The organism is Marinobacter flavimaris, assembly GCF_002933295.1.
Lineage (GTDB): Bacteria > Pseudomonadota > Gammaproteobacteria > Pseudomonadales > Oleiphilaceae > Marinobacter > Marinobacter flavimaris.
The window spans coordinates 146,284-168,561 of sequence record NZ_PSSW01000002.1 but is presented as its reverse complement, the minus strand read 5'-3'; the positions used below and the strand labels follow the sequence as shown (position 1 = coordinate 168,561).

Here is a 22,278-nt window from a genome sequence, read left to right as displayed (position 1 = left end):
GTAATTCAATCAATGGTCGCCGGGAGCAGCATGTCAGCAGCACTTGTTTTCGCAGTCTTCGCAGTGACCCTGATCGCAGCAACCGTATTCTACCTCTTCTTCTACCGCGCCTTGCGGAGGGAACGGGAACTGAGAGCCCCCTTTCCAACATCCTGGCGCGAGCATCTTGATGCGAACGTGCCGCTTTACCGACGGCTTCCTGAAGCCCTCAAGCAAACCTTGGAGCAACGGGTCCAGCTTTTTCTCTCCGAGAAGGAATTCTATGGCTGTGACGGCTTTGAGGTGGACGACGCGGTGAGAGTGACCATTGCCGGCCACGCCTGTTTGCTGGTTCTTGCCCGCCCCTATTCAGATTTTGACGAGGTAAGCAGCATTCTGGTCTATCCCGATGCCTATCACGTCAGAGACATTGAAAGCGATGGCATGATTGTCAGCGAAAGTAATGAAATACGGGCCGGCGAGGCCTCAAGCAGGGGCCAGGTGGTGCTGGCCTGGCGAGAATGTCAGGAGGCCGCCCGGAACCCGCACAGCGGCCATAACGTCATGCTCCATGAGTTTGCACACCAGCTGGACTACCTGGACGGCACCGCAGACGGGGCACCGCCGCTGAGTGGAGAGCAGGCCCGGCACTGGCAAAGTTCCATGACGACGGCCTACGAAGACCTCAGGCATTCCCTCCGGCACCACCATAGATCCTGGCTTGATCCATACGGCGCTACCGAACCGGCAGAATTTTTCGCAGTGCTGACCGAGGCATTTTTCCAGCAGCCGCGCCATCTCAAGCGAGAACAGCCCGAGGTCTACAAGGCCCTGCAAGGGTATTACCGGCTCGATCCAACGGCTTTCTGGGAGGATGCATGACAGTTGTGGCAAATCAATGCGTGGTCCACTATGTAGGAAAGCGGATCAGTTGGTGGAGGTTTACATGCCAGCCATAGGATGGATATTCATAGTTGTTGCCCTTGCCTTGATCGTGGGCAGCCTGATGATACTGCGTGACAATGCCCACAGCATGAAAATCTCCGATGAAAAGATGAAGAAAATCCAGGCCCGGAAGGCGGAGATCGAGGCCGAGGAGAGCGCCGAAGACAGAGAGTGGTAGGTTTGGGGGCAGCCGCGAAGACTGCCCCGGGCAGGTTCGATCAGTGTCCGCTGTGGTCCATACTTTTGCCCGAGTGATCCATGCTCTCGCTTTTCATCATCTCGCCATCCAGCGACTCGACATTCAGCTCAACCTGCATTTCGTCGGCACCCTCAAAAGTCAGGGTCAAGGGAATGCTCTCACCCTCGCGCAACGGACTTTTCAGTTTCTCCAGCATCAGGTGAAAGCTGTGGGGCTTCAACTCCACGGTGGTACCTGCCGGTATGGCGAGCCCGCCCTTGACCGGTGCCATTCGCATTACACCATCGTGCATGCTGGTCTCATGGATCGATACGTTACCTGCCCTCGGGGTTGCGGCCCCAACCAGGGTAATATCACCGCTGCCGCTGTTGGAGATACTCATGTAACCCACGCCCATGGGCGTGCCAGGCGGTGTAGGCCGACTCCAGGGATGATCGACCGTGACCGGGCCATGGCTGTAATCATGGGCAAATGCTGTCGGGGCAACCAGGGCCAGTGCCAGCACAAACACGCTCAGGCAATACTTCATGTCCAGTGTTCCTTGTCGATGGTTCAAAACCAAAGGATAGAAAGGGTAGGCCCCGGATCCAAGCTTTTCAGTGCGACGAATGGTCGCAGACCGGGTCAATGCCCGATGGCGAGAGCCGGGTTCGCTTTCAGTCTGTCCAGGGTCTCCGGACGACTGAAGTAATAACCCTGAAAACGTCGACAGCCCATCTCGACCGGGGCGCTGGCCTGGGCCTCCTCTTCAACACCCTCGGCAACCAGCTCCATGTTATGGCTCCGGGCAATGGCAATAATACTCCGGATCATGTTCGCGGCTTTTTCGTCTTCCAGAATGGTGTCGACAAAGCTCTTGTCGATTTTCAACTCGTCAAGCGGCAGCTTACGCAAAAGACTGAGCGAGGAGTAACCCGTTCCGAAATCGTCCATCGAGATCCGTATCCCTTTCTCTCGCAATCGTTCGATCGTTTTCAGCACTCTCTCAAAGTCACTCATGAACAGGCTCTCGGTGATCTCAAGAACCAGCTCTCCAGGCGACACACGGTGCATTGCCAGAACCTCAAGCACTGTTTCAACAAAGTCTGGCTGGCGAAACTGGATAACAGAAATGTTGATAGACAGGTCCACGAAACCGCCGACCTCGTTACGAAACAGGCTGTATTCCCGGATACTGGTTTCAAGCACAAAGCGCCCGAGCGGAACCATCAGCCCGCTTTTTTCAGCGACCTCGACAAATTCCGCGGGCGAAACAAAGCCGAGTTCCTCATCCTGCCAGCGAACAAGCGCTTCCAGCCCGACCGCTTTTCCGGTCTGATCTACCTGAGGCTGGTAGACCATGTACAGTGAGCCCGATGCTAGGCCATACCTGAGACGCTGCTCGACCGACAGCCTGCGAAGATAGGCCATTTCCATCTCGCTGCGGTAAATGCAGACGTCGTTCCGGCTCTGTTTGGCCTCGTACAGCGCAAGATGGGCACTTCGAATCAGCTTGCTGAGGGAATCTCCGTCATTCGGAAAACAGGCCACACCAATACTCGCCGTTACCTGCAACCTCAGTCGGCCCACCTCGAAGGTGCGGGACAGGTTGCCGGCCAGCGACACACAGGCTTTTTCAACATCGTCGAGATTGGTGTTCGGGGTCACAATGGCGTACTCGTCGCCACCAAGCCGGGCAAGATCGTCCCGGCTTTCAACCAGTTCGGCGAGCCGACGACCGAATTCCAGAAGGGTTTCATCGCCGGTCTCCAGCCCAAACCGGTCATTGATGCCTTTAAAGTTATCAATGTTGATCACAATGAGGCAGAACGGTTTTCTATCCGGAACCAGGTTGTCGAGGCGGTCCAGCAGCCCATTGCGATTCAACAGCCCGGTCAAATCATCGTGCCGTGAGAGGTAAGAAAGCTCCAGACGCCGCTTCTTCTCGGCGTTGTCGATAATCCGGAACCCCTTGTAGAAAACAATCCCGAAAACCAGGAAAGTCAGCAGATACTGCAACAGGGATTGGAGAAATTCCCGGTAAAGCGGAGCGAACCGGGTTTCCGAGATGGACCACAACTGGTAACGGGCGTTGAAGACAGCAGCCGTCAGATAATCCTCACCCTGGCGTCGGGTTCGGATAACCACTGAATCACTGCCCTGCATGACCTCCTCTACGCTCTTGCCGAGCTCCTTTTCAAACGCTGCCCGATTTATCTCCCTCTGGTCCATCGGCACCCGGATTTGCGAATACTGTTGCGGGCCAATGCCGTCAGCCGACATGAACTGAACATAGCCATCGGTTTCCCGGAACAACATTACGGTGTCAGAGTCGCCGTCATGCAGTGTCTTGCCGAAAACCGAACCACGGCCATCAAGCCGCATGCCGGCTGTCATGACGGCAACGACTTCCCCACTCGGGGAACGTATCGCTTTTCGGATCGGTATAACCCACGCGCCCAGGGCGTCTACGAAATAGGTCCGGCCCACGACCATCGCATCGGAAGACAGTGCTCCCAGGAAACTGTCACGGGTCTCGGGATCGGTTCTCAGATTTGGAAGAGTCGACAGATCGAGGTTGGTGCTGACACGAACCAGCGTGCCGTCCGGCCTGGCCAATCCAAAGCCCACGAGCATGGGGTTGGCGGCGAGGATGCTGTCGAGCAAGGGGATCTGTCGACTGCCTGACAGGAGGTTGTCCTGATTGAGCAACTCGCGGCCAATTACATCGAGAACCAGCTCCTGGGTTCGCAGGATACTGTCTACAGACTGAGCAACCAGCTCGACACGGGCGGTCTGGTAAAGCTTCTCGTCCGAAATAAGGCCCTGCCAACGAAAGAACAGAACGACACTGAGGAGCAACACACCACCGAGGAGGATAAGAGCGAAGAGTGTCCAAAGATTGCGTTTGAGAATTGCCAAAAGCAGTTCCAGAAATTCGGGAGGTTGAACAACGGCTTTGCGTCAGTATACGGGAGAGCCTGAAAAGCGCATTACTATTTACCGCTAATTTGTAGGCTGTTAATTCCCATGGAACTAAATGCGTCGATTCGTGACAACAGAGTAATTCCGCGTCCATCACCGATCAGGGTATCGGGTGTACTATTCTGAAAAGCTGAACGGCAGTCGATCTTAAAGGAGTGTGTTTATGAACGTGATGTCTGTACTGAACCAGGTAATGAAGCAGGCTCAGGGTGGCCAGTCCCAGGGTAGTGGCATGGACGTCAACAAAATGATGAACAGCCTTGGCAGTCAACTCAAGGGCAGCCAGGGATCCGGTTCAGGCATCGACGTAAAGAGCCTGCTGGGCGGCGGAGCCCTCGGCATGATGCTGGGTTCCAAGCGCGGCCGAAAGATGGGCGGCAAAGCCCTCAAATACGGTGCCCTGGCAGGCGTGGGTGTCCTGGCCTGGAAAGCCTATCAGAACTATCAGACCAACAGTCAGAGCCCGGCGAAACCGGCATTGGCACAGCAGGGCCAGCCACTGGAGCAACTGCAGGGCCAGGCGCAGGAACAACGGGGACTTGAAATACTCCAGGCCATGATCATGGCAGCCCGCGCTGACGGCCACATAGACGCCAACGAACGCGCGCTGCTTACCCAGGAGATTGAAAAACTGGGGCCAGATGACGAACTTCACGCCTGGATTCAGCAGCAGTTCGACGCCCCTCTGGACGCCACTGCCCTGGCACGCAATGCCGACTCACCCCAGGCCAGCCGGGAAATCTACATCGTCAGTGCGGTCATGATCGACGAACAGAACCCCATGGAGCGGGCCTGGCTGGATCAACTCGCCAGCGCCCTCCAGCTCGACCCGGGTCTTGCCAGGGAACTGGAACAACAGATCCAGAGTGCAACAGCAGGGTAGTCGTCAGGCTTTCTTGACGAACTCCGATTTCAGTTTCATGGCACCAATACCGTCGATCTTGCAGTCGATATCATGATCGCCGTCTACCAGGCGGATATTCTTCACCTTGGTGCCAACTTTAACGACGGAACTGGAGCCCTTTACCTTCAGATCCTTAATGACCGTAACCGTATCACCATCCTGAAGCTCATTGCCGTTGGCGTCGCGAATCATCTTCGCGGCGTCAGCCGCCGCAGCCTCCGCCTCAGACCACTCATGCCCGCATTCGGGACAAACCAGTTGAACGCCGTCCTCATAGGTGTACTCGGAACTGCACTGCGGGCATGGCGGAAGCTGCGACATTATCATTTCCTGTTAATTGAATGGGCGCAGGATTATACCATCAACGCCCGGGCGAGACCCTCGCCAGCACCGTCGGATCTTCCGAAAGAGGCAGGGCGATAATCGCGCCCTCGTTCGACGAAGGGAAAATCCCGGTCAGGCCCGTAATGTTCACCTGATGCGACACCATGATCACCGGTGCCCCGTCCTCCAACTCATTCACCAGAGCAATCGTCTGCCGCGTCTGCGGCGGACCATCGCCACGGTTGCGAAAGAAAGAATTCAGCGACGGCCACTCCGTTACCTTCCCCATGTCCATCCCGGTTGCGGTATCCATGCAACGGCACCACTGACTGCTGAACACCCGCGCGTCCGTAATACCATGGTCCGCCAGAAACGGCTTCCACGCCCGCGCCTGCTCACGACCGACGTCGTTCAGATTCCGCTGGGTGCTGCAATCGTTGATATCAAAGTTGCCAGGATCTCCGGTCCCCGGGGCCAAGGCATGGCGAAGCATCAGAACAGCCCGTCCGTCTCTCAGAGCCTCCCAGGCTTCTTCGTTGTTATCGGCGGCGGAAACGCTGAAACACATGGCGACCGCCAGAAATGCGGTTAGGATAGATCTGGCAAGCATAATTGTTACCTCCTGAAAAAAATCCTATGCAGCTGTGCAATGCGCGGATGAACTGACGATGTCCGATTGAGGCATTGGGAGAGCCCTTCCAAAAATGTTGAAGGCCAAGGATGGCCTGAAACAAGCGCACATGGACGTGCTCGTAGCGGTTTTTGGAAGGGGGCTCCCAATGCCTCCAGCACCAATGTCCGCAGCCTTGCAAGAGATACGCGAGCAATATCTATCAGGCTCATATCAACAAAAGGTAAACTCTGCACAGAACCACGCAAACAGAAGGAACCATCATGCCAATCTGGGTCGACGCCGACGCCTGCCCCGTTCCAATCCGGGAAATCCTCTGCCGCGCCGCCACCCGCTGGCAAATCGACACCACCTTCATCGCCAACCACGCCATCACCCTGCCACCGAGCCCTTACATCAAGCGCCGACAGGTCCCCCAGGGCTTTGATGTGGCCGACAACGAAATCATGGACCAGATGCACGAAGGCGATCTCGTGATCACGCAGGACATTCCCCTGGCCGCCGAAGCCATTGAAAAAGGCGCCGACGTCTTCAATCCCCGCGGCCAGGCCTTCACCAAAGAGAATATTCGCCAGCGCCTTGCCATGCGCAACTTTATGGAAGAAATGCGCAATGCCGGCCAGGTCACCGGAGGCCCCGCCCCTTTCAGCCAGACCGACCGCAAGGAATTTGCCGACAAGCTTGACCGTTGGCTGCAAAGAAACAAACGCAGTTGATAATGATTCTATTTTAAAACCTGGGCAGATCCGCTACCCTTCCCGCCTTATTATTTTCAGGCTCAACGCGGGCCTGCCTGATTCAAGGGAGAGAAGCGGAGTATGTCCTCACACAGCCACCAAACCACCAGCAGCTTTGCTGCCCTGGCCCGCCTGCTGAGATACGCCCGGGGATATCGCCGACAGATCATCGCTGCCACCACCTGCTCGATCATCAACAAACTCTTTGATATTGCCCCGGAAATCCTGATCGGTGTCGCCATTGATGTGGTCGTCAACCAGGAAGAGAGCTTTGTGGCTGGCCTCGGTTTTGAAACCGCCCAGGAACAGATCACCATTCTGGCCGTACTCACCTTTTTTATCTGGGCCGGCGAATCCCTGTTCGAATACCTGTTCCAGATCCTGTGGCGCAACCTAGCCCAGCGTTTGCAGTCGGACCTCCGGCAGGATGCCTACGAACATGCCCAGCGCCTCGACATGAGTTTCTTCGAGGCTCGCAGCTCCGGCCAGCTGGTGGCCACCATGAACGACGACGTCAACCAGCTCGAGCGCTTCCTCGACGGCGGCGCCAACGCCATGATTCAGGTGCTGGTGACCGTGGTTGCCGTCGGCGCCGTATTCTTCGTGCTCTCGCCGCTCATTGCCCTGCTCGCATTCACCCCCATTCCCCTGATTATCTGGGGCGCCTTCTACTTCCAGCGCAAAGCGGGGCCGCTCTACGCCGACGTTCGTGAAAAAGTGGGTGACCTGTCCAGCCGGCTGGCCAACAATCTGGGCGGCATCGCCACCATCAAGAGCTTTACCGCTGAACAGCGAGAGGCAAAGCGTCTGAAAGAAAGCAGCGAAGCCTACGTGGAGGCCAACCGCCGGGCCATCCGCATCAGCTCTGCGTTTATTCCGGTGATCCGGATGGCCATTCTGGCCGGCTTCCTGGCCACCTTCACGGTGGGGGGCATGATGGCCCTTGAAGGAAACCTGAACGTGGGTGCCTATGGCGTTCTGGTCTTTCTTACCCAGCGCTTGCTGTGGCCCCTGACCGGGCTTGCCGAAGTGATTGATCTGTTCGAACGGGCCATGGCAAGCACCCGTCGGATTCTGGACCTTCTGGCCGAGCCCGTGCACGTGCGAGACGAGGGTGGCAAGGCACTGGCAGAGCCGGTGAAAGGCGATGTTGAGCTGGACAAAGTAAGCTTTCACTATCCCTCCAGCGGCGCAGGAATCCGGGATATCAGCCTGACCGTGCCAGCTGGCAATACCCTTGCGCTGGTCGGCGCAACCGGTTCCGGCAAATCCACTCTGATCAAGTTGTTGCTGCGGTTCTACGATCCGAGCAACGGCCAAATCCGAATCGATGGACAACCCATTCGGGATCTCAGCCTGCAATCCCTGCGCGGCGCAATTGGGCTGGTGAGTCAGGATGTTTACCTGTTCGAGGGCACCATTCGGGAAAACCTTGCCTATGGAAATCCGGCGGCGTCCGATACCGAGATCATAGATGCAGCGAAAACCGCGGAAGCCTGGTCGTTTATTGAAGCGCTGCCCGAGGGCATGAACACACCGGTGGGCGAACGGGGCGTTCGTCTGTCCGGGGGACAGCGCCAGCGACTGTCCCTCGCCCGTGCACTGCTGAAAAATCCGCCGATACTGGTGCTTGATGAAGCCACCAGCGCGGTGGACAACGAAACAGAAGCCGCCATCCAGCGGTCACTGAAGCGTATCGGCCATAACCGGACCGTGATCATGATTGCCCATCGGCTCTCCACCATCGTTGATGCCGACTCCATCGCGGTCATCGAAGGCGGCAAAGTGCTGGAACAGGGAACTCACCGGGAGCTGCTGGACCAGGACGGCGCTTATGCCAACCAATGGCGGGTGCAGACCGGGCAAATACAGGCAGCCATTTAACGCAATATATATTGATAGTGATTCGCATTTAAATTATTCTGCAGGCCCTCAGCATTTCGGGAGCCTGCATGCCTGTTTTCTTCGACGTTTCCAATCTTGATGTCCGCATTGGCGACACCACCATACTTCAGAACCTGAACCTCGCTTTTGGTGAGGGTGAGGTAACAGCCCTGCTCGGGCATAACGGCTCCGGCAAGTCCACTCTGCTCAAGGTGCTTGCCCGCCAGCTTGCACCCTCAACCGGCAATGTCCGGCTTCTGGGCAAATCCTTCCGGAGCACGGGTGCACGGGAATTTGCCCGCAATGTGGGCTACCTGCCCCAGCATCCGCCGGGAACCGACGGTTTGACGGTTCGCGAGCTGGTTGCCCTGGGGCGCTACCCCTGGCGCGGACCGCTGGGACGCTATAACGAGGAAGACCACCGGCTGATCACCCGGGCCATTGAGGACACCGGACTCGGCCAGTTCCAGCATCGCTCTGTCGACACGCTCTCCGGTGGTGAACGCCAGCGCGCGTGGATTGCCATGCTGCTGGCCCAGCAAACACGATGCCTGCTGCTGGATGAGCCCATATCCGCCCTGGATGTGAAACATCAGGTGGAAACCCTGCGTCTGGTGCATCGTCTCGCCGAGCAGCGGGATCTTACGGTTATCGTGGTGCTGCACGACGTGGATCTGGCGGCCCGGTTCTGCGACCGTCTGGTCGCTCTAAAGTCCGGGCAACTGGTTGCCGATGGCAGCTCCCGGGACATCATGGATTCCGGCATCCTGGAATCCATATATGGCGTGCCCATGGGCGTGATGGAGCGCGCGCCCGGACAGTGGGTCTCCTATGTTCACTAGGTCTGAACGCTGCTGGCGATACGGCGCGGCGTTGCTGCTGAGTCTGCTGCCGGTCTTTGCCGGCGCTGCAAGCTGGCAGCACGAACAGGGCACCCTGACCCTGAACAAGACTCCGGAACGGGTGATCGCTCTCAACTGGGCCGCCACCGAGGCGCTTTTGTTACTCGGTGTCACGCCCATCGGCGTTGCCGATCGGGATGGCTATAACGTCTGGGTCAGGGAACCGGAACTGCCAGAGGGAGTCGCCAACATCGGCACCCGCGTCGCGCCAAGTCTGGAAGCCATTGCCGAGCTCAAACCGGATTTGATCGTCACCAGCTCCGAGATGGCGCCCGCAGCCAACCTGTTAGAGCGCATTGCGCCCACCTATGTTGTCAGCGTTTACAAGCAGGGCTCCCGACCGTTCGAAAAGGCCAGCGGTATGCTTACAACTCTCGGTGAGATGCTGAACCGGGAGGAACGCGCAAAGGCAGTTCTTAACGACATTGACCAGACACTTCAGACCCAACGCCGTCGTCTTGAAAATGCCGGCCTCACCGAACGACCGGTAGCACTCGTAAACTTTCTGGACGACCGCCACGTTCGCGTATACGCATCCAACGGCCTTTTCCAGAGTGGCCTGGACGCCCTTGGCCTTGAGAACGCCTGGCCCCATACCGGGAATTACTGGGGGTTCTCGGTCGTCGGGCTTGAGGCAATTGCGCCCTATCAGGACAGCCGGATTGTGGTGATTTCTCCGACCCTGCCCGGGTTGTCTGACACCCTGGCCGACAGCCCTTTCTGGACTTATCTGCCACCGGTTCAACGCAATCAGGTGTACCAGATTGATCCGGTCTGGCCGTTTGGCGGGGTATTCCCGGTCAAGCGACTGGCGACACTACTCGCCGAAGGCCTGCTGGCAGGAGGATCAGACAATGTACGCTGAAACTGCCAACAACCCGGTCGCAAAACCTTCCTTGCCAGCAAGGCTACCAGCGGCGGCAGCACTGATCTGGTGTGGCGCATTTCTCGCGAGCGCGGCACCCTGGCTTGGTCAGCTCAACCCGAGCGCTCTCATCGCCGCCTTCTGGACGTTTGAGGGCAGCGATTACGCTTCGGTACTGGCCCATTACAGCTGGGCCCCCCGGGTCGCCATTGCAGTCCTCATTGGCTTTGGTCTTGGTCTCGCCGGCGCGGTTACCCAACAGATCCTCGGTAACCCTCTCGCCTCGCCCACAACCCTGGGCGTGGAGGCAGGCGGCCAGTTCGGTATAACGGTGGCGACCATGTTCTTTCCCGGCCTGCTCGCCTTCAGTCCAGACCTTGTGGCGGTTTCCGGCGGGCTACTGGCCATCGGGCTGGTCATCGCGCTCACCTGGCGCCTGGGCTTTTCACCGGTCACAGTGATACTGGCCGGGCTTGTTATCACCTTTTTCCTGGGCGCCGTAAACATGGCGTTCCTGTTACTCAAAGGCGAATGGCTGGGGAACCTGTTTATCTGGGGCGCGGGTTCGCTGGTCCAGAACAACTGGCAACCGTTTATGGAACTCTGGCCCCGGGTGCTGGTGCTGGGCGTATTCATGGTCCTGTTGATGCGCCCGCTGCAGGTCATGCAACTGGGGCAAACCTCCGCCCGGTCCCTCGGTGCCAAGGTCGGTCTGATTCGGGTGCTGGCGCTATTTCTGGTGGTCCTGATGAGTGCTACCGTCGTCAGCCGGGTCGGTGTCGTGGCCTTTATCGGTCTTGCGGCACCGGTGCTGGCAAGGCTGCTGGGCGCTCGCACCCTCTCTGAACGCCTGATCTGGAGCAGTCTCCTGGGCGCGGGTCTGCTGTTGCTGGCAGATACCCTCGCCCATTGGGCATCCACCTGGGGCGACGGATCGCTGGTGCCAACCGGCACGACCACCGCCCTGATCGGCGGGCCGATTATCCTGCTGGCCCTGCAGGGTTTGAAGAACACCCATCATATGCCAGGGCAGGATGACAGCCCCGCCGGTTTCCTACCAAAGAGGCGCTCTATTTTCCTGACTGGTGGGGTCATAGCGGCCCTTCTGCTGGCCACCATCGTAATCTCCATGGGGTGGTCTCCAGGACTGGACGAATGGAGCTGGACTTCGATCGCCCAGTGGCACGAGGCGTGGGTCTGGCGCGGCCCCAGATTGCTGGCCGCCATTCTTGCCGGCGTGGCCCTGGGCCTTGCGGGCACACTGATCCAGCGCATGACAGGCAACCCCATGGCCAGCCCGGAGATGCTCGGCATCAGCGGCGGCGCGGCGGTGGTCATGGTTCTGATCGTGCTGTTCGGTGCCGATATTGGCCGCGCTGGACAGCTGGGCGCGGCCACCCTGGGTGCGGCAGCTGCGCTGGGGTTGCTGATCATGCTTGCCCGCAAGCACCGGTTTGCCGGCAACCAGCTCCTGCTTGGCGGGCTCGCGTTATACGTGTTCATGGACGCGGGCCTTCGCCTGGTCATGGCTTCCGGTGGCACGGTCGCCTCGCAGCTTCTCAACTGGATGTACGGGTCCACCTGGCTGGTTTCAGAAGTCGAAGCCCTGGGGCTTTTGGCACTCATTGTGCTGATTTCGGCCGGCCTCCTGGTGATTATCCGGCCCCTGAGCATTCTTCCCCTGGGAGAAACATCGGCCAGCTCACTGGGCTTGCCGGTGACGAAAGTCCGCCTGGCATTGCTTCTGTTAGCAGCGTTGCTGACCGCTTCGGCGACGGTCGTGATCGGCCCGCTAAGTTTTGTAGGTCTTATCGCACCCCACCTGGCAAGAGTTCTGGGCCAGCAGACCGTTGGCCGGCAGCTCGTTGTCGCTGCCCTTACCGGCGGCCTTCTGCTCGGCATGGCAGACTACCTGTCCAGGATTGTGGTTTACCCCAATCAGTTGCCAGCGGGACTCCTGGCGGCCCTGGTGGGCGGACTGTATTTCCTCTGGGGTTTGAGTCGTCATGGCAGGGCCTGAGTGTAACCCGAGAGTCGGTCCCCGGGGTCGGGAATACCGCCGTCTGCTGAGTCAGTCAGGGCTGGATGGTGAAACAGTTCTTGGCGAGGCTCTCCAAACGCAAGCTGGTGCGCGAAGCGGCCTCTTTTCTCTGGCCCAGTGCCTGGAGCAACCGTCGCTACTGCTCAGCCAGGTTGGCAGCGAATACCCTGACAACGCCGGGCCCCGGGCCATGCGCGCGTTTGTTTCTGTGCTTCAGCAGGATCTGGCGCTCAGCGTGATTGCGCCGCTGACCCTGAGGCTGTTCCGCGACGGCCACGCGCCTTTACCGGATGCCCAACGAATATTCCTGGCTCCGGCCGACCACCCGAAAAAAACCGTATCCCGTTGGTTTCAGCTGCCGGGTGGCGAGGGTGTTGATGAAGAAACGTTTGTCAGGTCAGCAGGAGCTCTGACAGCTGAGTGGTACCCTGTCTTCCGGCGCCAGCTGGGAGTCAGCCCGGGCGCCTACTGGAGCAGTACAGGTCTTGGACTGGGGGCGCCGTTTTCAGCCGTGTGGAACCGGGTCGAACCGCAAGCGCTTTGCCAATTGGCGCAAGGCTGGCTGGAGCAATTTCAAAACGATGCAAACCAGTTTATTGACTGGATTCCTGCGGTGTTCGGTGAGCAGGCCACGGCAATCCCCCAGCGAAAGGGGTGTTGCCTGAAATACCTGCTGCCGGAGGGCGGTTACTGCGGTACCTGTGGCGTACATCGCAAGGAACGATTCGCCGCTCTCATGCCCCAAGAGCGGACGACAACACCAGGCCGATGGCAGCCAGGCCAATAAGCACACCGGCCCCTGCCGCCAGTTTCAACCCTTCGATCATTTCCTGTTCGGGTGCCATTCCTTTTTCTCCCGTTTGAGGTGAACCCAGTGGCCTTTACTCTATTGCGAATCATTATTATTTGCAATAGAGTAAAGGCCACTGATCTGTAATCCAAAGGAAGCCCTATACTCTTGATAATGGGACACGCTTCGGCGAAGCCCGCTTCAACTGCTACTCTCAATGTTCACACGGCACCGGTAGGAACGGAGGCTCCAATGGGTATACTCAAACACCTTGTACTGACAGGCAGTTTCATGCTGGTTGCCGTTACCAGCATGGCGAACCCGACCTTTTCCTCCGACAAAACCGATTTCCGGCTCGAGACCATTGCACAAGGCCTCGAGCATCCCTGGAGCCTGGCGTTCCTGCCGGATGGCTCCATGCTGGTGACGGAGCGGGAAGGACAGCTGCGAATGATCCGTAACGGTGCGCTGTTGAGTCCCCCTATCAGCGGGCTACCAGAGCTCGTGGTATCCGGCCAGGGCGGGCTGCTGGACGTGATTCTGCACCCGGATTTCGAACAGAATCAGATTCTGTTCCTGAGCTATGCCCATCGAAACCGGGACGGCATCACCACCCGCGTGGCACGCGCCCGACTGGACGGAGAGCGCCTTACCGGCGTTGACGTCATCTTTGAAGCGCTACCCCGCTCGAACACCAGCAGGCACTTTGCAGGTCGGATGGAGTTTGATCGGGAAGGCAATCTTTACATCTCCGTTGGAGACCGCGGCGAGATGGACCGGGCCCAGGACAATGGGGATGATGCCGGTGGCGTTCACCGGATTACGACTGACGGCGGTCCCGCGCCCGGCAATCCTTTCCTCGACACCAGCGGCGTTAACGATACCTTCTATACAACCGGTAACCGCAATATCCAGGGCATGACGATCCACCCGGAGACGGGCGAAATATGGAGCCACGAACATGGTCCCCGGGGTGGCGACGAAATCAACATCATCCGGGCAGGAACCGATTACGGATGGCCGACAATTACCTTCGGCATCGACTATTCTGGCCTGCCCATCACTGACGACACCGAAAAGGAAGGCATGGCCCAGCCACTTCATTACTGGGATCCGTCCATTGCGCCATCTGGCATGGCGTTTTATACCGGTGACCTGTTCCCGGAATGGCAGGGGGATCTGTTCGTGGGAGCACTCAAAATGCGCAAGCTGGTTCGCCTGCGCATTCAGGGCGGAGAAGTAACAGAAGAGGAAGATCTGCTGACCGATCTCGGCGAGCGTATTCGTGACGTACGCATGGGCCCTGACGGCGCTCTTTGGTTACTGACAGATTCACCAAGGGGCAAGGTCTATCGGATGGTACCGCCTCAGTGAGGATCGTTGGTTCGTTCAGTCTTTTCAAACTGTGGCAGCTCGTCGGTAATCTCGAACCAGTCGGATTTTGAGCCCACAAACACATGTTGGGCCGGCCCCTTGCCCAGGGGTTCGTTGATACAGCCAACCCGCAGGCGCAGTATGCCGGGAATGGCGTCAACACGGCTGTAAAGCTGGCTGCCGCAACGGCTGCAGAAGCCCCGGTACTTGCCGGGACGCGATTCGAACTCGGTAATCCTGTCTTCGCCGGTTACGAACCGGAACCTCACCTTCTGCACCGGCGCGCTGGCCGAGAACGCGCTACCGTGGGCGCGCCGGCACTGGCTGCAGTGGCACAGGGCAACCGGGCCGATAGGGCCATCGTATTCAAAACAGATATCGCCACACAGGCAACGACCGGTGTACATGGAGCGGGCCTCACTGGTTCGGCTCAGAGGTTGATTCAGGCGCGATGATACCCGGCGGCCACTTGAAGAACCAGTCTGCCGGCACCACTTTAAGAACACACCACTCGCTAAGGAGGACATTATGTCATTCAGCGCACTTCCGAAAATCGGCATGGGAACGTTCCGGCTCAAGGGCAACGACGCCCGTGATGCCGTCAAGAGCGCCCTGTCCCTGGGCTACCGCCATATCGATACCGCCCAGATGTACGGGAACGAAGCGGAAGTTGGTGATGGCATTACCTCCAGTGGTATTCCGCGCCGGGAAATTTTCCTGACCACCAAAATCTGGCACGACCAGCTGCACGCCAGTGACCTGATCAACAGCCTCCATGACAGCCTCGCACGGCTCAAAACCGACCATGTGGATCTGGCGCTGATCCACTGGCCATCGCCCGGTGACGAAGTGCCCATGAAGGAGTATCTGGGTGCCTTGAGGGATGCCCAGCGCGAGGGTCTGGCAGAGCACATCGGCATTTCGAACTTTACCTGTGCCCAGATGGATGAGGCGAAAGCCATACTGGGCGACACGCCCATCTTCACCAATCAGGTAGAAGTGCATCCGTTCCTGGCCAACCGCAAGGTGGTGGCACATGCCCAGAAGCTCGGCATTACCGTGACCGGCTATATGCCGCTGGCAGTCGGTAAGGTGATGGAGGACGAAACACTGCAGCGCATTGCCGCTGAGCGAAACCTGACGCCGGCCCAGGTGGCCATTGCCTGGGTGGCATCGAGAGGCGTTGTGCCGATCCCTTCCTCAACACGGCCCGGCCACCAGAAGGCTAACCTGGAGGCGCTGGAGGTTGAGTTGAGCGAGGAAGAAATCCGCGCGATTGACGAACTGGACCGTAACGAACGCATCGCTAATCCGGACTTTGCGCCGTCCTGGGACTGAGCCAGAACCCGGCTCCAACCAGCAAGAGCGTAGCCACCGGGGTGACAAGCAACCACCAGGTCTGAAGCACCCATAAGAGGGCGGCACTGAACAGACTCCACAACACCAGCAGCGGCAGGTAGACCCAGCGCCAGGTCCTGGTCACGAGTGCCAGAGCGAGCGCGCCGGCAGCTGCGGTGGTGCCGGGTGCTACGCCAAACAATCCGACGGCCTCCCACTGGCCGGAATCAGCCATTGCCAACCAGGGCAAGACACAGACAGCAAGCAGCCAGAGTACGGCAAGTCTTCCGATCGCTAGCCTGCTGTCATGAACGCCGCCTGAAAACACGGCAGCCGCAAGCAACGCGCCCTGGGCCACGAAGGCCCACCCAAACCACGCCGCCGGCCAGTTAATGGGGCCGAAATAGCCCACCAGAAACCCGTAACCGCTGACTATCCAGGCAAGCGACATCAGGCCGACGGCCAAACGCCGTGCCGCCCTGTTCTGTCTGGAGATCAGCACCGGTATAAAAATAGCGATCACTACCGCCAGCAACTGCCAGGGCCATAGATCCTGGTTGATCCGGACAAACAGCCGCAGAAACACCTGCGGCCCGAACATCACAAAATCCTGTAGCGAGTAGCTCAGCCAATCAGCCCCACTCACAGCGACCTCACGTAACCCGCCATCCGCTGGCGCTGGCTGGCATCAGGCAATGTACCGTACATCGCCCCCATGTTTTCCTTCATGTGCTCGACCTTACTGGTCGCCGGAATGGCACAGGTCACCGCCGGGTGGGAAATAATGTACTTGAGGAAAAACTCCGCCCAGTTGCCAACACCGGCCTCCCCGGCCCAATCGGGCAGTGGCTCCGACTGGAATCGCCGAAACAGCGAACCGCCCTGGAATGGACGATTGACGATCACCCCGATTCCGCGCTCCTGGGCCAATGGCAGCAACCGGTCCTCAACCTCCCGGTCCAGAACGTTGTAGGTCAGCTGCACAAAATCCAGAGGCTCCCGCTCCATAATCTGCGCGAATTCCCGATGCCGGCGACCATGGGATGTGGTGATGCCGATATACCGAACCTCACCGTTCGCCCTCATCTGCTTGAGCGTTTCAAGATGCCCCTGCCACCCCAACAGATTGTGCACCTGCAACAAATCGAACCGGTCAACGCCCCAACGCCTGCTCGAACGCGCCGCCTCCGCCCGGGTTGCTGATTCATCGCCGGTCCAGATCTTGGTAGCTGCAAAAATCCGGTCGTGGCCGTCCAGAGCGTTCAGCGCCTCGCCCATTACATCTGCAGCGCTGCCATACATCGGCGAGCCATCGACCACCGTGCCGCCGAGCTCGAAAAAGGTTTTCAAAACCTCAGTGCGCTGGGTGATTAATTGTTCGTCACCACCAACGTTGAAGGTGATCCAGGTGCCCATACCGATTGCAGGGATGGATTCGTCTGTGCCGGGAATCCGGCGCATGGTGGGAGATAATGCAGTGCTTCCCGATGTGTTTGCGAACAGCATCGGGGCTTTGAGAGCAATTCCGGCGAGGCCGGAACTGATCAGGAACTTCCTTCGAGTAATCTGATTCGCCATAGCGCCCCCACTGACAGAAATTTCAGTGCGAATAGCATGATGCTCAAACAGCGCGGGTGGGTCATCCCTTCTCCAGACCGTGGAGGGCCACGGATGGCCCGACCGAGCCTACATGGAAGTATTTACGGCGTGTCTGGAGAAGGGATGACCCACCCGGGCGGCAGCTACATGGCTGACAGTCTTACCAACAACTCAGTTCCCGTAGTGGGCATCAAGATATTTCAGAATACGGGCAGACTCGAACAGGCCTTCCCCGGTATTGGGGTCTTCAAGATAGGGCACCTGAACCCGCTTGTGCACCTGGAAAAACGCATCCCGCTTGCCACCGGGAATCGGCGTATAAGGCCCCGGCTTGATGCGCTGCTTCGCTGGCCCGATCTCTGTCCAGTGCTCCTTCCCGAGGTTGTGCAAGGTATACGGAATTTCCAGCTCGCACAGCCGCTCACGCACCAAACGTGAAAACGGGCTCCCCTCGAAACTCCAGAGGTGCAACGGCTGCTCCGGCCGCTTGCCCTGGCTGACCCTCAGCCCCCGCATGGCGCTGGTTACCGAGGCTACAGAGCCCAGGACCGGCTGCCAGACCCGACCACGATAGTAGGACGGTACCGACCGGCCGGCATATTGCCGGAACAGATACTCGATGATCTCCTCGGATTCGTACATGACCGTGCCCGTGTTCTGGTCCGCCAGCAAAGGGAACTGTTGGCGGCCTCCCAGCGCTTCCGCCTGGGCCCGGAAAACCGACCCGCCCTTCGGGCAGGGCCGGATTTCCACATCCAGATTAAGGGCAGTCAGGGCTTCACGAACGCGACGGCAGTACGGACAGCCTTCCATGTCATAGAGCACGATCGGCTTTTCCGGCTGGGGAACATTTTTTACCACCAGGCAACCACGCCAGGCAGTGAGCGACGATGTGGCGACCGAGCCCAGCACGTGGACGTTATGAGAAAGCATATTCGACATAAACAAACCTTTTTTTGGAGACCACGCCATTATCACGCAATCTGACGATTTTCCATTGGCTCCCGGGTACCCATGATGTGATCAAACCAGGGTTTGGTCACGCACCAGTTGGCATTGGGGTTGGGTCCCATATGATGATCATAGTGCCAGGGCAGGTTCTTTCTCGCCCATTCCGGGTCCAGATGTGAGCGCTTATGTACCCGGTAGTAATTCCAGGCGCTGTAGTAGAGAGTACCCACAAAAAAGGGTGCGAATGGCAGCAGCGGGGTGACTGCTGCAGCCCCCGCAACGAGGGCAGCCACCTCCTTGGTTTGGGCATTCCAGGTCAGGGGCGGTCTGCGATAGTCGTCATCCAGGAAGCCATTTCGCCGGACATTTCGGTGATGATCGTGCCAGTGAAACGACCAGAAACTTGCCCGGTTCCGGCCCAGCTCATGAAGAACGTGTTTATGGAATACCCATTCCACGCCATTGGCGGTCAAAAGACCCAGTGGAATACCAATCATGGTGTCCTCCTTTTATTGTTTTCGGAACACTTGGTTACACATTCATCAGGAAACGCCTTTTTGGCCGCGAATTCCATGACTCAAACGCCGGAAAAAGCACCCATAAATCCGATAGAAAAGTCATTGACAACCCGAAGGTTAATTTTTATCCACCTAACTCCATGATTCGCAAGGGCACTTACATCGCGTCACAAAAGTTCAATACAAACAACGACACTACTGCCATTTTTTAACGTCATGTAGAGCTTTTCTGCATAGTACAAACCGGCAGGATGGGCTATTGTTGGACTATAGGAACTCACTGGATAGCGATCATGGTAGCCCCGGGTATGCGGCGTTCTGAAAGTAGAGAAAAAACAGGTTCTGGATTCAGACGGTCTCTTTTGGCATCCCTCACGGCCCTTGCCGTGATTACCACCCCGTCCGTTGTGGTCGCCGAAGACGATAATTCCGGTTTCTCGGGAAATCGCCTCTGGACGAACCAGCTTCAGGATTACGCGCTCAAGTCCCTCCAAAATGAAGACGCCATGAGCATGGCCGCCATTCCGCTGAATGGGCCCGGCATCAATCAGTACATCAATGCCGATGCGCTGATGAGCCCCGGTTCCATCATGAAGCTGGTGACAACCTTTGCGGCGCTGGAGGTTCTCGGGCCCAACCACCATTGGGATACCGATTTCCTGACCGACGGTGTCATGGTCGGCGACACTCTCAAGGGTAATCTCTACGTCCGCTTCGGAGGCGATCCCAAGCTCACTATTGAACGCCTCTGGACCACACTGGGTGAGCTTCGCAGCATGGGAATTACCAGAATCGAGGGAGACCTGATCCTTGATGGTTCCTACTTTCAGGTAGACGGTGGTTTTCCTGCGTTTGAAGACAACGGCGACAACCCCCACGCGCCGTTTCTGGTGGAACCGTCCGCCTATCTGACCAACCTGAACCTGATGCATTTCCAGGTTCGTGCCGATGAGCGTGGCACCCAGGCCTGGAGCACGCCCTCCCTGGGCGAAGTTGTCATCGACAACCGTGTGGTTGCCACTGCAGAAGGCCCGTGCCCATCACGAAGAAACTTTGAATGGGAGCCCATCATTCATGAAGACCACCGGGTGACCGTTCGGGTAACCGGTGAACTTCCCCAGGGCTGCCGAACCACCACCTATCTTTCATTGCTGTCCCATGAGCAGTACAGCGCCTCGTTGATTCGCTCCTTGCTGGCAGACCTTGGCGTCGTGGTGTCTGGTGGAGACCTGAATGGCGTAACGCCTGAGGATGCCCGACTGGTAATGAAAACCACCTCGCCGGACCTGGTTACCATGGTGAGGGACATCAACAAGTGGAGCAGCAACGTGATGGCGCGCCAACTGCTCCTCACCATTGGTGCGGAAAACCGCCAGGAAGATGAAAGCGATGACCGGGTTGCCGGTATACGGGTGATCTACCACTGGCTTGAAAACAAGGGCATCAATACCGCCGGCATGGTGATCGACAACGGCGCTGGCCTCACCCGACACGGGCGGATCACCGCGCGCCAGGGCGCTCAAATATTGGAACACGCCTGGAACAGCGCCTACTCGGCAGACCTCATGGCCTCAATGCCTATCATCGCGATGGATGGAACCATGGCACGCCGCCTGCGCAACACCGGCATGGATGGCGAGGGTCGCATCAAGACCGGTTACCTGGAGAATGTGAGATCGATCGCCGGATTCACCCGCGATTCCAATAACACCACCTGGGCCGTGGTCGGGATGGTCAATAACGATCCTGCCTGGAATGGCCAGGCCGTGCTGGACCGTATTCTCTATTCGCTGCATTTCAGGCCGCCGACCGGGACCGCTATTTCACATGCGGCTTCCGGCACTTCTGAGACTAGCATTCAATAAAAAGCCCCGGCGTAAGCCGGGGCTTTCAAGCTCGATCTTGCTTCCGAACTTACTCTATAACTGGAACAAAATCGTCCATGAGCGTTACCGTGGCGACGCTTTCGGGCCCTTCATTCAACCGGGCTATGGCAGTGTAGACACCGCCAACTTCCAGATTGAGACTTGGGGACTTGTAAAGCACGGTAGCGCCATCCGCCGAAGTTATAAAGACAACATAGTTCCCCTCGGCAACGCCAAGGTAACCGGAGGACTCAGCATAATTGAAGTCGTCCAGAGCAGGCATGGAATTACCTATGAGCGTGTTCTCGGCACCCCCAGCGTCCGTCGGAATAAGGAACACATCGACTGTGGGCGCTTCAATCGCTCCATGTATAACCCTCAGTTTTGCTTCTGTGGCAATTCGACGATTGTTGTCAGCAAAAACCAAAGCATCAAGCCCCTCCGCAAGTACACCTGCGGCAACAACGGTGTTTAAATCGCCGTTCGCAAAATTCAAAGTTGCATCGATAGCAGTCGAAGCAGTCACTCCTGTAGCTGTGACTGCAACACGGTTGTCGCCGGCATCAAGGGGAACGTACTCGCCTGTTGACGGCGCACCAGGCACTGTTTCACCAAATGCTAGATCAGTGGCCGCAGGCGATCCATCGGGCTCTTCGTTGAGATAAATGTCGACATTCGGAGTGGGAGCGGATGAATTATGAACTGCGCGGATACCAGCTCCCGTTCCAATATCGAGAAGTTCGGATACCTCAGCGCCGTTCAGAACCAAAAGACTCACAGGTGAACTTCCGAAGACCGTATTGTCAACAGCGCCTACCAGCAGATCAGAACCCACTGGCAACCCAATTTGCCCACTGTCGAATACAACTCCGTTAGATCCTGCAGCGGTAACCCGGATCTGATAATCGTCCGATGCAGGCAGCTCCAGTGGGCCAACACTTTCTTTAAAGGAGAAGCTGAAGGTAGCTTCAGCAGGGAGCGGATCCCCAAATGCAGTCACATATACATCCACTGGACCAGCGGCAACGGTCTCTGCCTCGGGCGAAAGATGGACAACCCTCAGACGCGCACTGTTGGCATCATCACGGGCACCATCATCCGTCAAGATCAGCGGCTCAATGGTCTCGTCACCAACTTTGCCAACTGCGATCACGTCATAGTTGGTATCCGCACGCAGCGACACGCCGTCAGCGGAAATTACAGTCGCGGTCGCGCCGCTCGGCAGCAATCCATCAACCGCGATATCGGCAAGACCGGCACCCGGAGTGAGGACGGCAGCCTGCTTATAATCAGCACCTGGAACGACAACATCACCGTTCACCCGTACATTCACCGCAGGTGCATCAGAGGACGCATGCAGGACCCGAACACTGGTTGTTGCTGGATCATCATCGTCATCAAGCCAACACCCGGATAGCACAACGCTACCCGCCAAAACCATCGGTAAAGCATATTTTGTCTTCATTTT

At 57.9% G+C, this 22,278-nt stretch carries 22 protein-coding genes; 12 read left to right on the top strand and 10 right to left on the bottom strand.

The genetic code is table 11. The features are described from left to right. Positions 1–30 precede the first annotated feature (30 nt). A complete protein-coding gene (locus tag MDHKLMBL_RS04400) occupies positions 31–861 on the top strand; it encodes a M90 family metallopeptidase (RefSeq protein ID WP_092030223.1) in 831 nt (276 codons plus the stop codon). Between the two features lie 64 nt (positions 862–925). After that, positions 926–1,102 carry a DUF2897 family protein gene (locus MDHKLMBL_RS04395; protein ID WP_075267673.1) on the top strand — a complete coding sequence of 59 codons (177 nt, stop codon included), beginning with the start codon at positions 926–928 and terminating at the stop codon, positions 1,100–1,102. Between the two features lie 40 nt (positions 1,103–1,142). Here the strand turns inward: MDHKLMBL_RS04395 and MDHKLMBL_RS04390 are convergent, their stop codons facing one another. Continuing rightward, on the bottom strand, positions 1,143–1,652 hold the full coding sequence (locus MDHKLMBL_RS04390) for a copper chaperone PCu(A)C (protein WP_092030225.1): 510 nt from the start codon (positions 1,650–1,652) through the stop codon (positions 1,143–1,145). 95 nt (positions 1,653–1,747) lie between these two features. Beyond that, positions 1,748–4,024 (bottom strand): putative bifunctional diguanylate cyclase/phosphodiesterase, encoded by a 2,277-nt coding sequence (locus MDHKLMBL_RS04385; protein ID WP_104270205.1) that lies wholly within the window; start codon positions 4,022–4,024, stop codon positions 1,748–1,750. 226 nt (positions 4,025–4,250) lie between these two features. Here MDHKLMBL_RS04385 and MDHKLMBL_RS04380 point away from each other — a divergent pair, with 226 nt between their 5' ends. Continuing rightward, the gene (locus tag MDHKLMBL_RS04380; RefSeq protein ID WP_092030228.1) at positions 4,251–4,970 is read left to right on the top strand and encodes a tellurite resistance TerB family protein; all 720 of its coding nucleotides are present in this window, start codon (positions 4,251–4,253) and stop codon (positions 4,968–4,970) included. Between the two features lie 3 nt (positions 4,971–4,973). Here the strand turns inward: MDHKLMBL_RS04380 and MDHKLMBL_RS04375 are convergent, their stop codons facing one another. Together MDHKLMBL_RS04375 and MDHKLMBL_RS04370 are read right to left on the bottom strand one after the other, a co-directional pair. Beyond that, complete coding sequence (locus MDHKLMBL_RS04375) at positions 4,974–5,312, bottom strand: zinc ribbon domain-containing protein YjdM (protein WP_014576332.1); 339 nt, start codon at positions 5,310–5,312, stop codon at positions 4,974–4,976. Positions 5,313–5,352: 40 nt separating this feature from the next. Continuing rightward, a complete protein-coding gene (locus MDHKLMBL_RS04370; RefSeq protein WP_104270204.1) occupies positions 5,353–5,925 on the bottom strand; it encodes a histidine phosphatase family protein in 573 nt (190 codons plus the stop codon). Positions 5,926–6,209: 284 nt separating this feature from the next. Here MDHKLMBL_RS04370 and MDHKLMBL_RS04365 point away from each other — a divergent pair, with 284 nt between their 5' ends. The 7 genes from MDHKLMBL_RS04365 (at position 6,210) to MDHKLMBL_RS04335 (ending at position 14,539) form a co-directional block, all read left to right on the top strand. Further along, complete coding sequence (locus tag MDHKLMBL_RS04365) at positions 6,210–6,662, top strand: YaiI/YqxD family protein (protein WP_062785464.1); 453 nt, start codon at positions 6,210–6,212, stop codon at positions 6,660–6,662. 102 nt (positions 6,663–6,764) lie between these two features. After that, entirely contained in the window at positions 6,765–8,567 is a 1,803-nt protein-coding gene (locus tag MDHKLMBL_RS04360) for an ABC transporter ATP-binding protein (RefSeq protein ID WP_092030234.1), read from the top strand. A 68-nt stretch (positions 8,568–8,635) separates the two neighbouring features. Further along, positions 8,636–9,409 (top strand): ABC transporter ATP-binding protein, encoded by a 774-nt coding sequence (locus MDHKLMBL_RS04355; protein ID WP_104270203.1) that lies wholly within the window; start codon positions 8,636–8,638, stop codon positions 9,407–9,409. Further along, positions 9,399–10,334, top strand: a complete 936-nt coding sequence (locus MDHKLMBL_RS04350; RefSeq protein WP_104270202.1) for an ABC transporter substrate-binding protein — start codon at positions 9,399–9,401, stop codon at positions 10,332–10,334. The genes MDHKLMBL_RS04355 and MDHKLMBL_RS04350 overlap by 11 nt, the downstream gene beginning before the upstream one ends. Beyond that, on the top strand, positions 10,324–12,354 hold the full coding sequence (gene fhuB, locus MDHKLMBL_RS04345) for a Fe(3+)-hydroxamate ABC transporter permease FhuB (RefSeq protein ID WP_104270201.1): 2,031 nt from the start codon (positions 10,324–10,326) through the stop codon (positions 12,352–12,354). Before MDHKLMBL_RS04350 ends, fhuB begins: the two co-directional genes overlap by 11 nt. Further along, positions 12,341–13,162 (top strand): (2Fe-2S)-binding protein, encoded by an 822-nt coding sequence (locus MDHKLMBL_RS04340; RefSeq protein WP_104270200.1) that lies wholly within the window; start codon positions 12,341–12,343, stop codon positions 13,160–13,162. Before fhuB ends, MDHKLMBL_RS04340 begins: the two co-directional genes overlap by 14 nt. Before the next feature lie 255 nt (positions 13,163–13,417). Further along, positions 13,418–14,539: a PQQ-dependent sugar dehydrogenase gene (locus MDHKLMBL_RS04335; RefSeq protein ID WP_104270199.1), complete on the top strand. Its 1,122-nt coding sequence runs from the start codon at positions 13,418–13,420 to the stop codon at positions 14,537–14,539. Here MDHKLMBL_RS04335 and MDHKLMBL_RS04330 read toward each other — a convergent pair. Beyond that, positions 14,533–14,946: a GFA family protein gene (locus MDHKLMBL_RS04330; RefSeq protein ID WP_104270198.1), complete on the bottom strand. Its 414-nt coding sequence runs from the start codon at positions 14,944–14,946 to the stop codon at positions 14,533–14,535. The genes MDHKLMBL_RS04335 and MDHKLMBL_RS04330 overlap by 7 nt on opposite strands. Positions 14,947–15,067: 121 nt before the next feature. On the opposite strand from MDHKLMBL_RS04330, the gene dkgB reads away from it, so the two are divergent. Further along, positions 15,068–15,877, top strand: a complete 810-nt coding sequence (gene dkgB, locus MDHKLMBL_RS04325; RefSeq protein ID WP_104270197.1) for a 2,5-didehydrogluconate reductase DkgB — start codon at positions 15,068–15,070, stop codon at positions 15,875–15,877. Here dkgB and MDHKLMBL_RS04320 read toward each other — a convergent pair. The 4 genes from MDHKLMBL_RS04320 to MDHKLMBL_RS04305 all read right to left on the bottom strand — a co-directional run bounded on the left by MDHKLMBL_RS04320 (position 15,846) and on the right by MDHKLMBL_RS04305 (position 18,924). After that, positions 15,846–16,523, bottom strand: coding sequence for a hypothetical protein (locus MDHKLMBL_RS04320; protein WP_139216016.1), 678 nt, complete (start codon positions 16,521–16,523; stop codon positions 15,846–15,848). The genes dkgB and MDHKLMBL_RS04320 overlap by 32 nt on opposite strands. Beyond that, positions 16,520–17,455 (bottom strand): aldo/keto reductase, encoded by a 936-nt coding sequence (locus MDHKLMBL_RS04315; protein WP_104270196.1) that lies wholly within the window; start codon positions 17,453–17,455, stop codon positions 16,520–16,522. Before MDHKLMBL_RS04315 ends, MDHKLMBL_RS04320 begins: the two co-directional genes overlap by 4 nt. A gap of 192 nt (positions 17,456–17,647) precedes the next feature. Continuing rightward, entirely contained in the window at positions 17,648–18,418 is a 771-nt protein-coding gene (locus tag MDHKLMBL_RS04310) for a glutathione S-transferase N-terminal domain-containing protein (RefSeq protein WP_053115543.1), read from the bottom strand. 32 nt (positions 18,419–18,450) lie between these two features. Next, positions 18,451–18,924: a sterol desaturase family protein gene (locus MDHKLMBL_RS04305; protein ID WP_041645015.1), complete on the bottom strand. Its 474-nt coding sequence runs from the start codon at positions 18,922–18,924 to the stop codon at positions 18,451–18,453. A 329-nt stretch (positions 18,925–19,253) separates the two neighbouring features. Here MDHKLMBL_RS04305 and dacB point away from each other — a divergent pair, with 329 nt between their 5' ends. Beyond that, on the top strand, positions 19,254–20,810 hold the full coding sequence (gene dacB / locus MDHKLMBL_RS04300; protein WP_167450389.1) for a D-alanyl-D-alanine carboxypeptidase/D-alanyl-D-alanine endopeptidase: 1,557 nt from the start codon (positions 19,254–19,256) through the stop codon (positions 20,808–20,810). A gap of 49 nt (positions 20,811–20,859) precedes the next feature. Here the strand turns inward: dacB and MDHKLMBL_RS04295 are convergent, their stop codons facing one another. Continuing rightward, complete coding sequence (locus tag MDHKLMBL_RS04295) at positions 20,860–22,275, bottom strand: DUF4397 domain-containing protein (RefSeq protein WP_104270194.1); 1,416 nt, start codon at positions 22,273–22,275, stop codon at positions 20,860–20,862. Between the last annotated feature and the right edge of the window lie 3 nt (positions 22,276–22,278).

What these genes read in the sequence shown, in the direction of transcription:
- MDHKLMBL_RS04355 (WP_104270203.1), top strand. Translation starts at nt 8,636, where the DNA reads ATGCCTGTTTTCTTCGACGTTTCCAATCTTGATGTCCGCATTGGCGAC.
- MDHKLMBL_RS04375 (WP_014576332.1), bottom strand. Translation starts at nt 5,312, where the DNA reads ATGTCGCAGCTTCCGCCATGCCCGCAGTGCAGTTCCGAGTACACCTAT.
- MDHKLMBL_RS04380 (WP_092030228.1), top strand. Translation starts at nt 4,251, where the DNA reads ATGAACGTGATGTCTGTACTGAACCAGGTAATGAAGCAGGCTCAGGGT.
- MDHKLMBL_RS04390 (WP_092030225.1), bottom strand. Translation starts at nt 1,652, where the DNA reads ATGAAGTATTGCCTGAGCGTGTTTGTGCTGGCACTGGCCCTGGTTGCC.
- MDHKLMBL_RS04400 (WP_092030223.1), top strand. Translation starts at nt 31, where the DNA reads ATGTCAGCAGCACTTGTTTTCGCAGTCTTCGCAGTGACCCTGATCGCA.
- dacB (WP_167450389.1), top strand. Translation starts at nt 19,254, where the DNA reads ATGCGGCGTTCTGAAAGTAGAGAAAAAACAGGTTCTGGATTCAGACGG.
- MDHKLMBL_RS04330 (WP_104270198.1), bottom strand. Translation starts at nt 14,946, where the DNA reads ATGTACACCGGTCGTTGCCTGTGTGGCGATATCTGTTTTGAATACGAT.
- dkgB (WP_104270197.1), top strand. Translation starts at nt 15,068, where the DNA reads ATGTCATTCAGCGCACTTCCGAAAATCGGCATGGGAACGTTCCGGCTC.
- MDHKLMBL_RS04350 (WP_104270202.1), top strand. Translation starts at nt 9,399, where the DNA reads ATGTTCACTAGGTCTGAACGCTGCTGGCGATACGGCGCGGCGTTGCTG.
- MDHKLMBL_RS04305 (WP_041645015.1), bottom strand. Translation starts at nt 18,924, where the DNA reads ATGATTGGTATTCCACTGGGTCTTTTGACCGCCAATGGCGTGGAATGG.
- MDHKLMBL_RS04365 (WP_062785464.1), top strand. Translation starts at nt 6,210, where the DNA reads ATGCCAATCTGGGTCGACGCCGACGCCTGCCCCGTTCCAATCCGGGAA.
- MDHKLMBL_RS04395 (WP_075267673.1), top strand. Translation starts at nt 926, where the DNA reads ATGCCAGCCATAGGATGGATATTCATAGTTGTTGCCCTTGCCTTGATC.
- MDHKLMBL_RS04335 (WP_104270199.1), top strand. Translation starts at nt 13,418, where the DNA reads ATGGGTATACTCAAACACCTTGTACTGACAGGCAGTTTCATGCTGGTT.
- MDHKLMBL_RS04370 (WP_104270204.1), bottom strand. Translation starts at nt 5,925, where the DNA reads ATGCTTGCCAGATCTATCCTAACCGCATTTCTGGCGGTCGCCATGTGT.
- MDHKLMBL_RS04315 (WP_104270196.1), bottom strand. Translation starts at nt 17,455, where the DNA reads ATGGCGAATCAGATTACTCGAAGGAAGTTCCTGATCAGTTCCGGCCTC.
- fhuB (WP_104270201.1), top strand. Translation starts at nt 10,324, where the DNA reads ATGTACGCTGAAACTGCCAACAACCCGGTCGCAAAACCTTCCTTGCCA.
- MDHKLMBL_RS04295 (WP_104270194.1), bottom strand. Translation starts at nt 22,275, where the DNA reads ATGAAGACAAAATATGCTTTACCGATGGTTTTGGCGGGTAGCGTTGTG.
- MDHKLMBL_RS04360 (WP_092030234.1), top strand. Translation starts at nt 6,765, where the DNA reads ATGTCCTCACACAGCCACCAAACCACCAGCAGCTTTGCTGCCCTGGCC.
- MDHKLMBL_RS04310 (WP_053115543.1), bottom strand. Translation starts at nt 18,418, where the DNA reads ATGTCGAATATGCTTTCTCATAACGTCCACGTGCTGGGCTCGGTCGCC.
- MDHKLMBL_RS04340 (WP_104270200.1), top strand. Translation starts at nt 12,341, where the DNA reads ATGGCAGGGCCTGAGTGTAACCCGAGAGTCGGTCCCCGGGGTCGGGAA.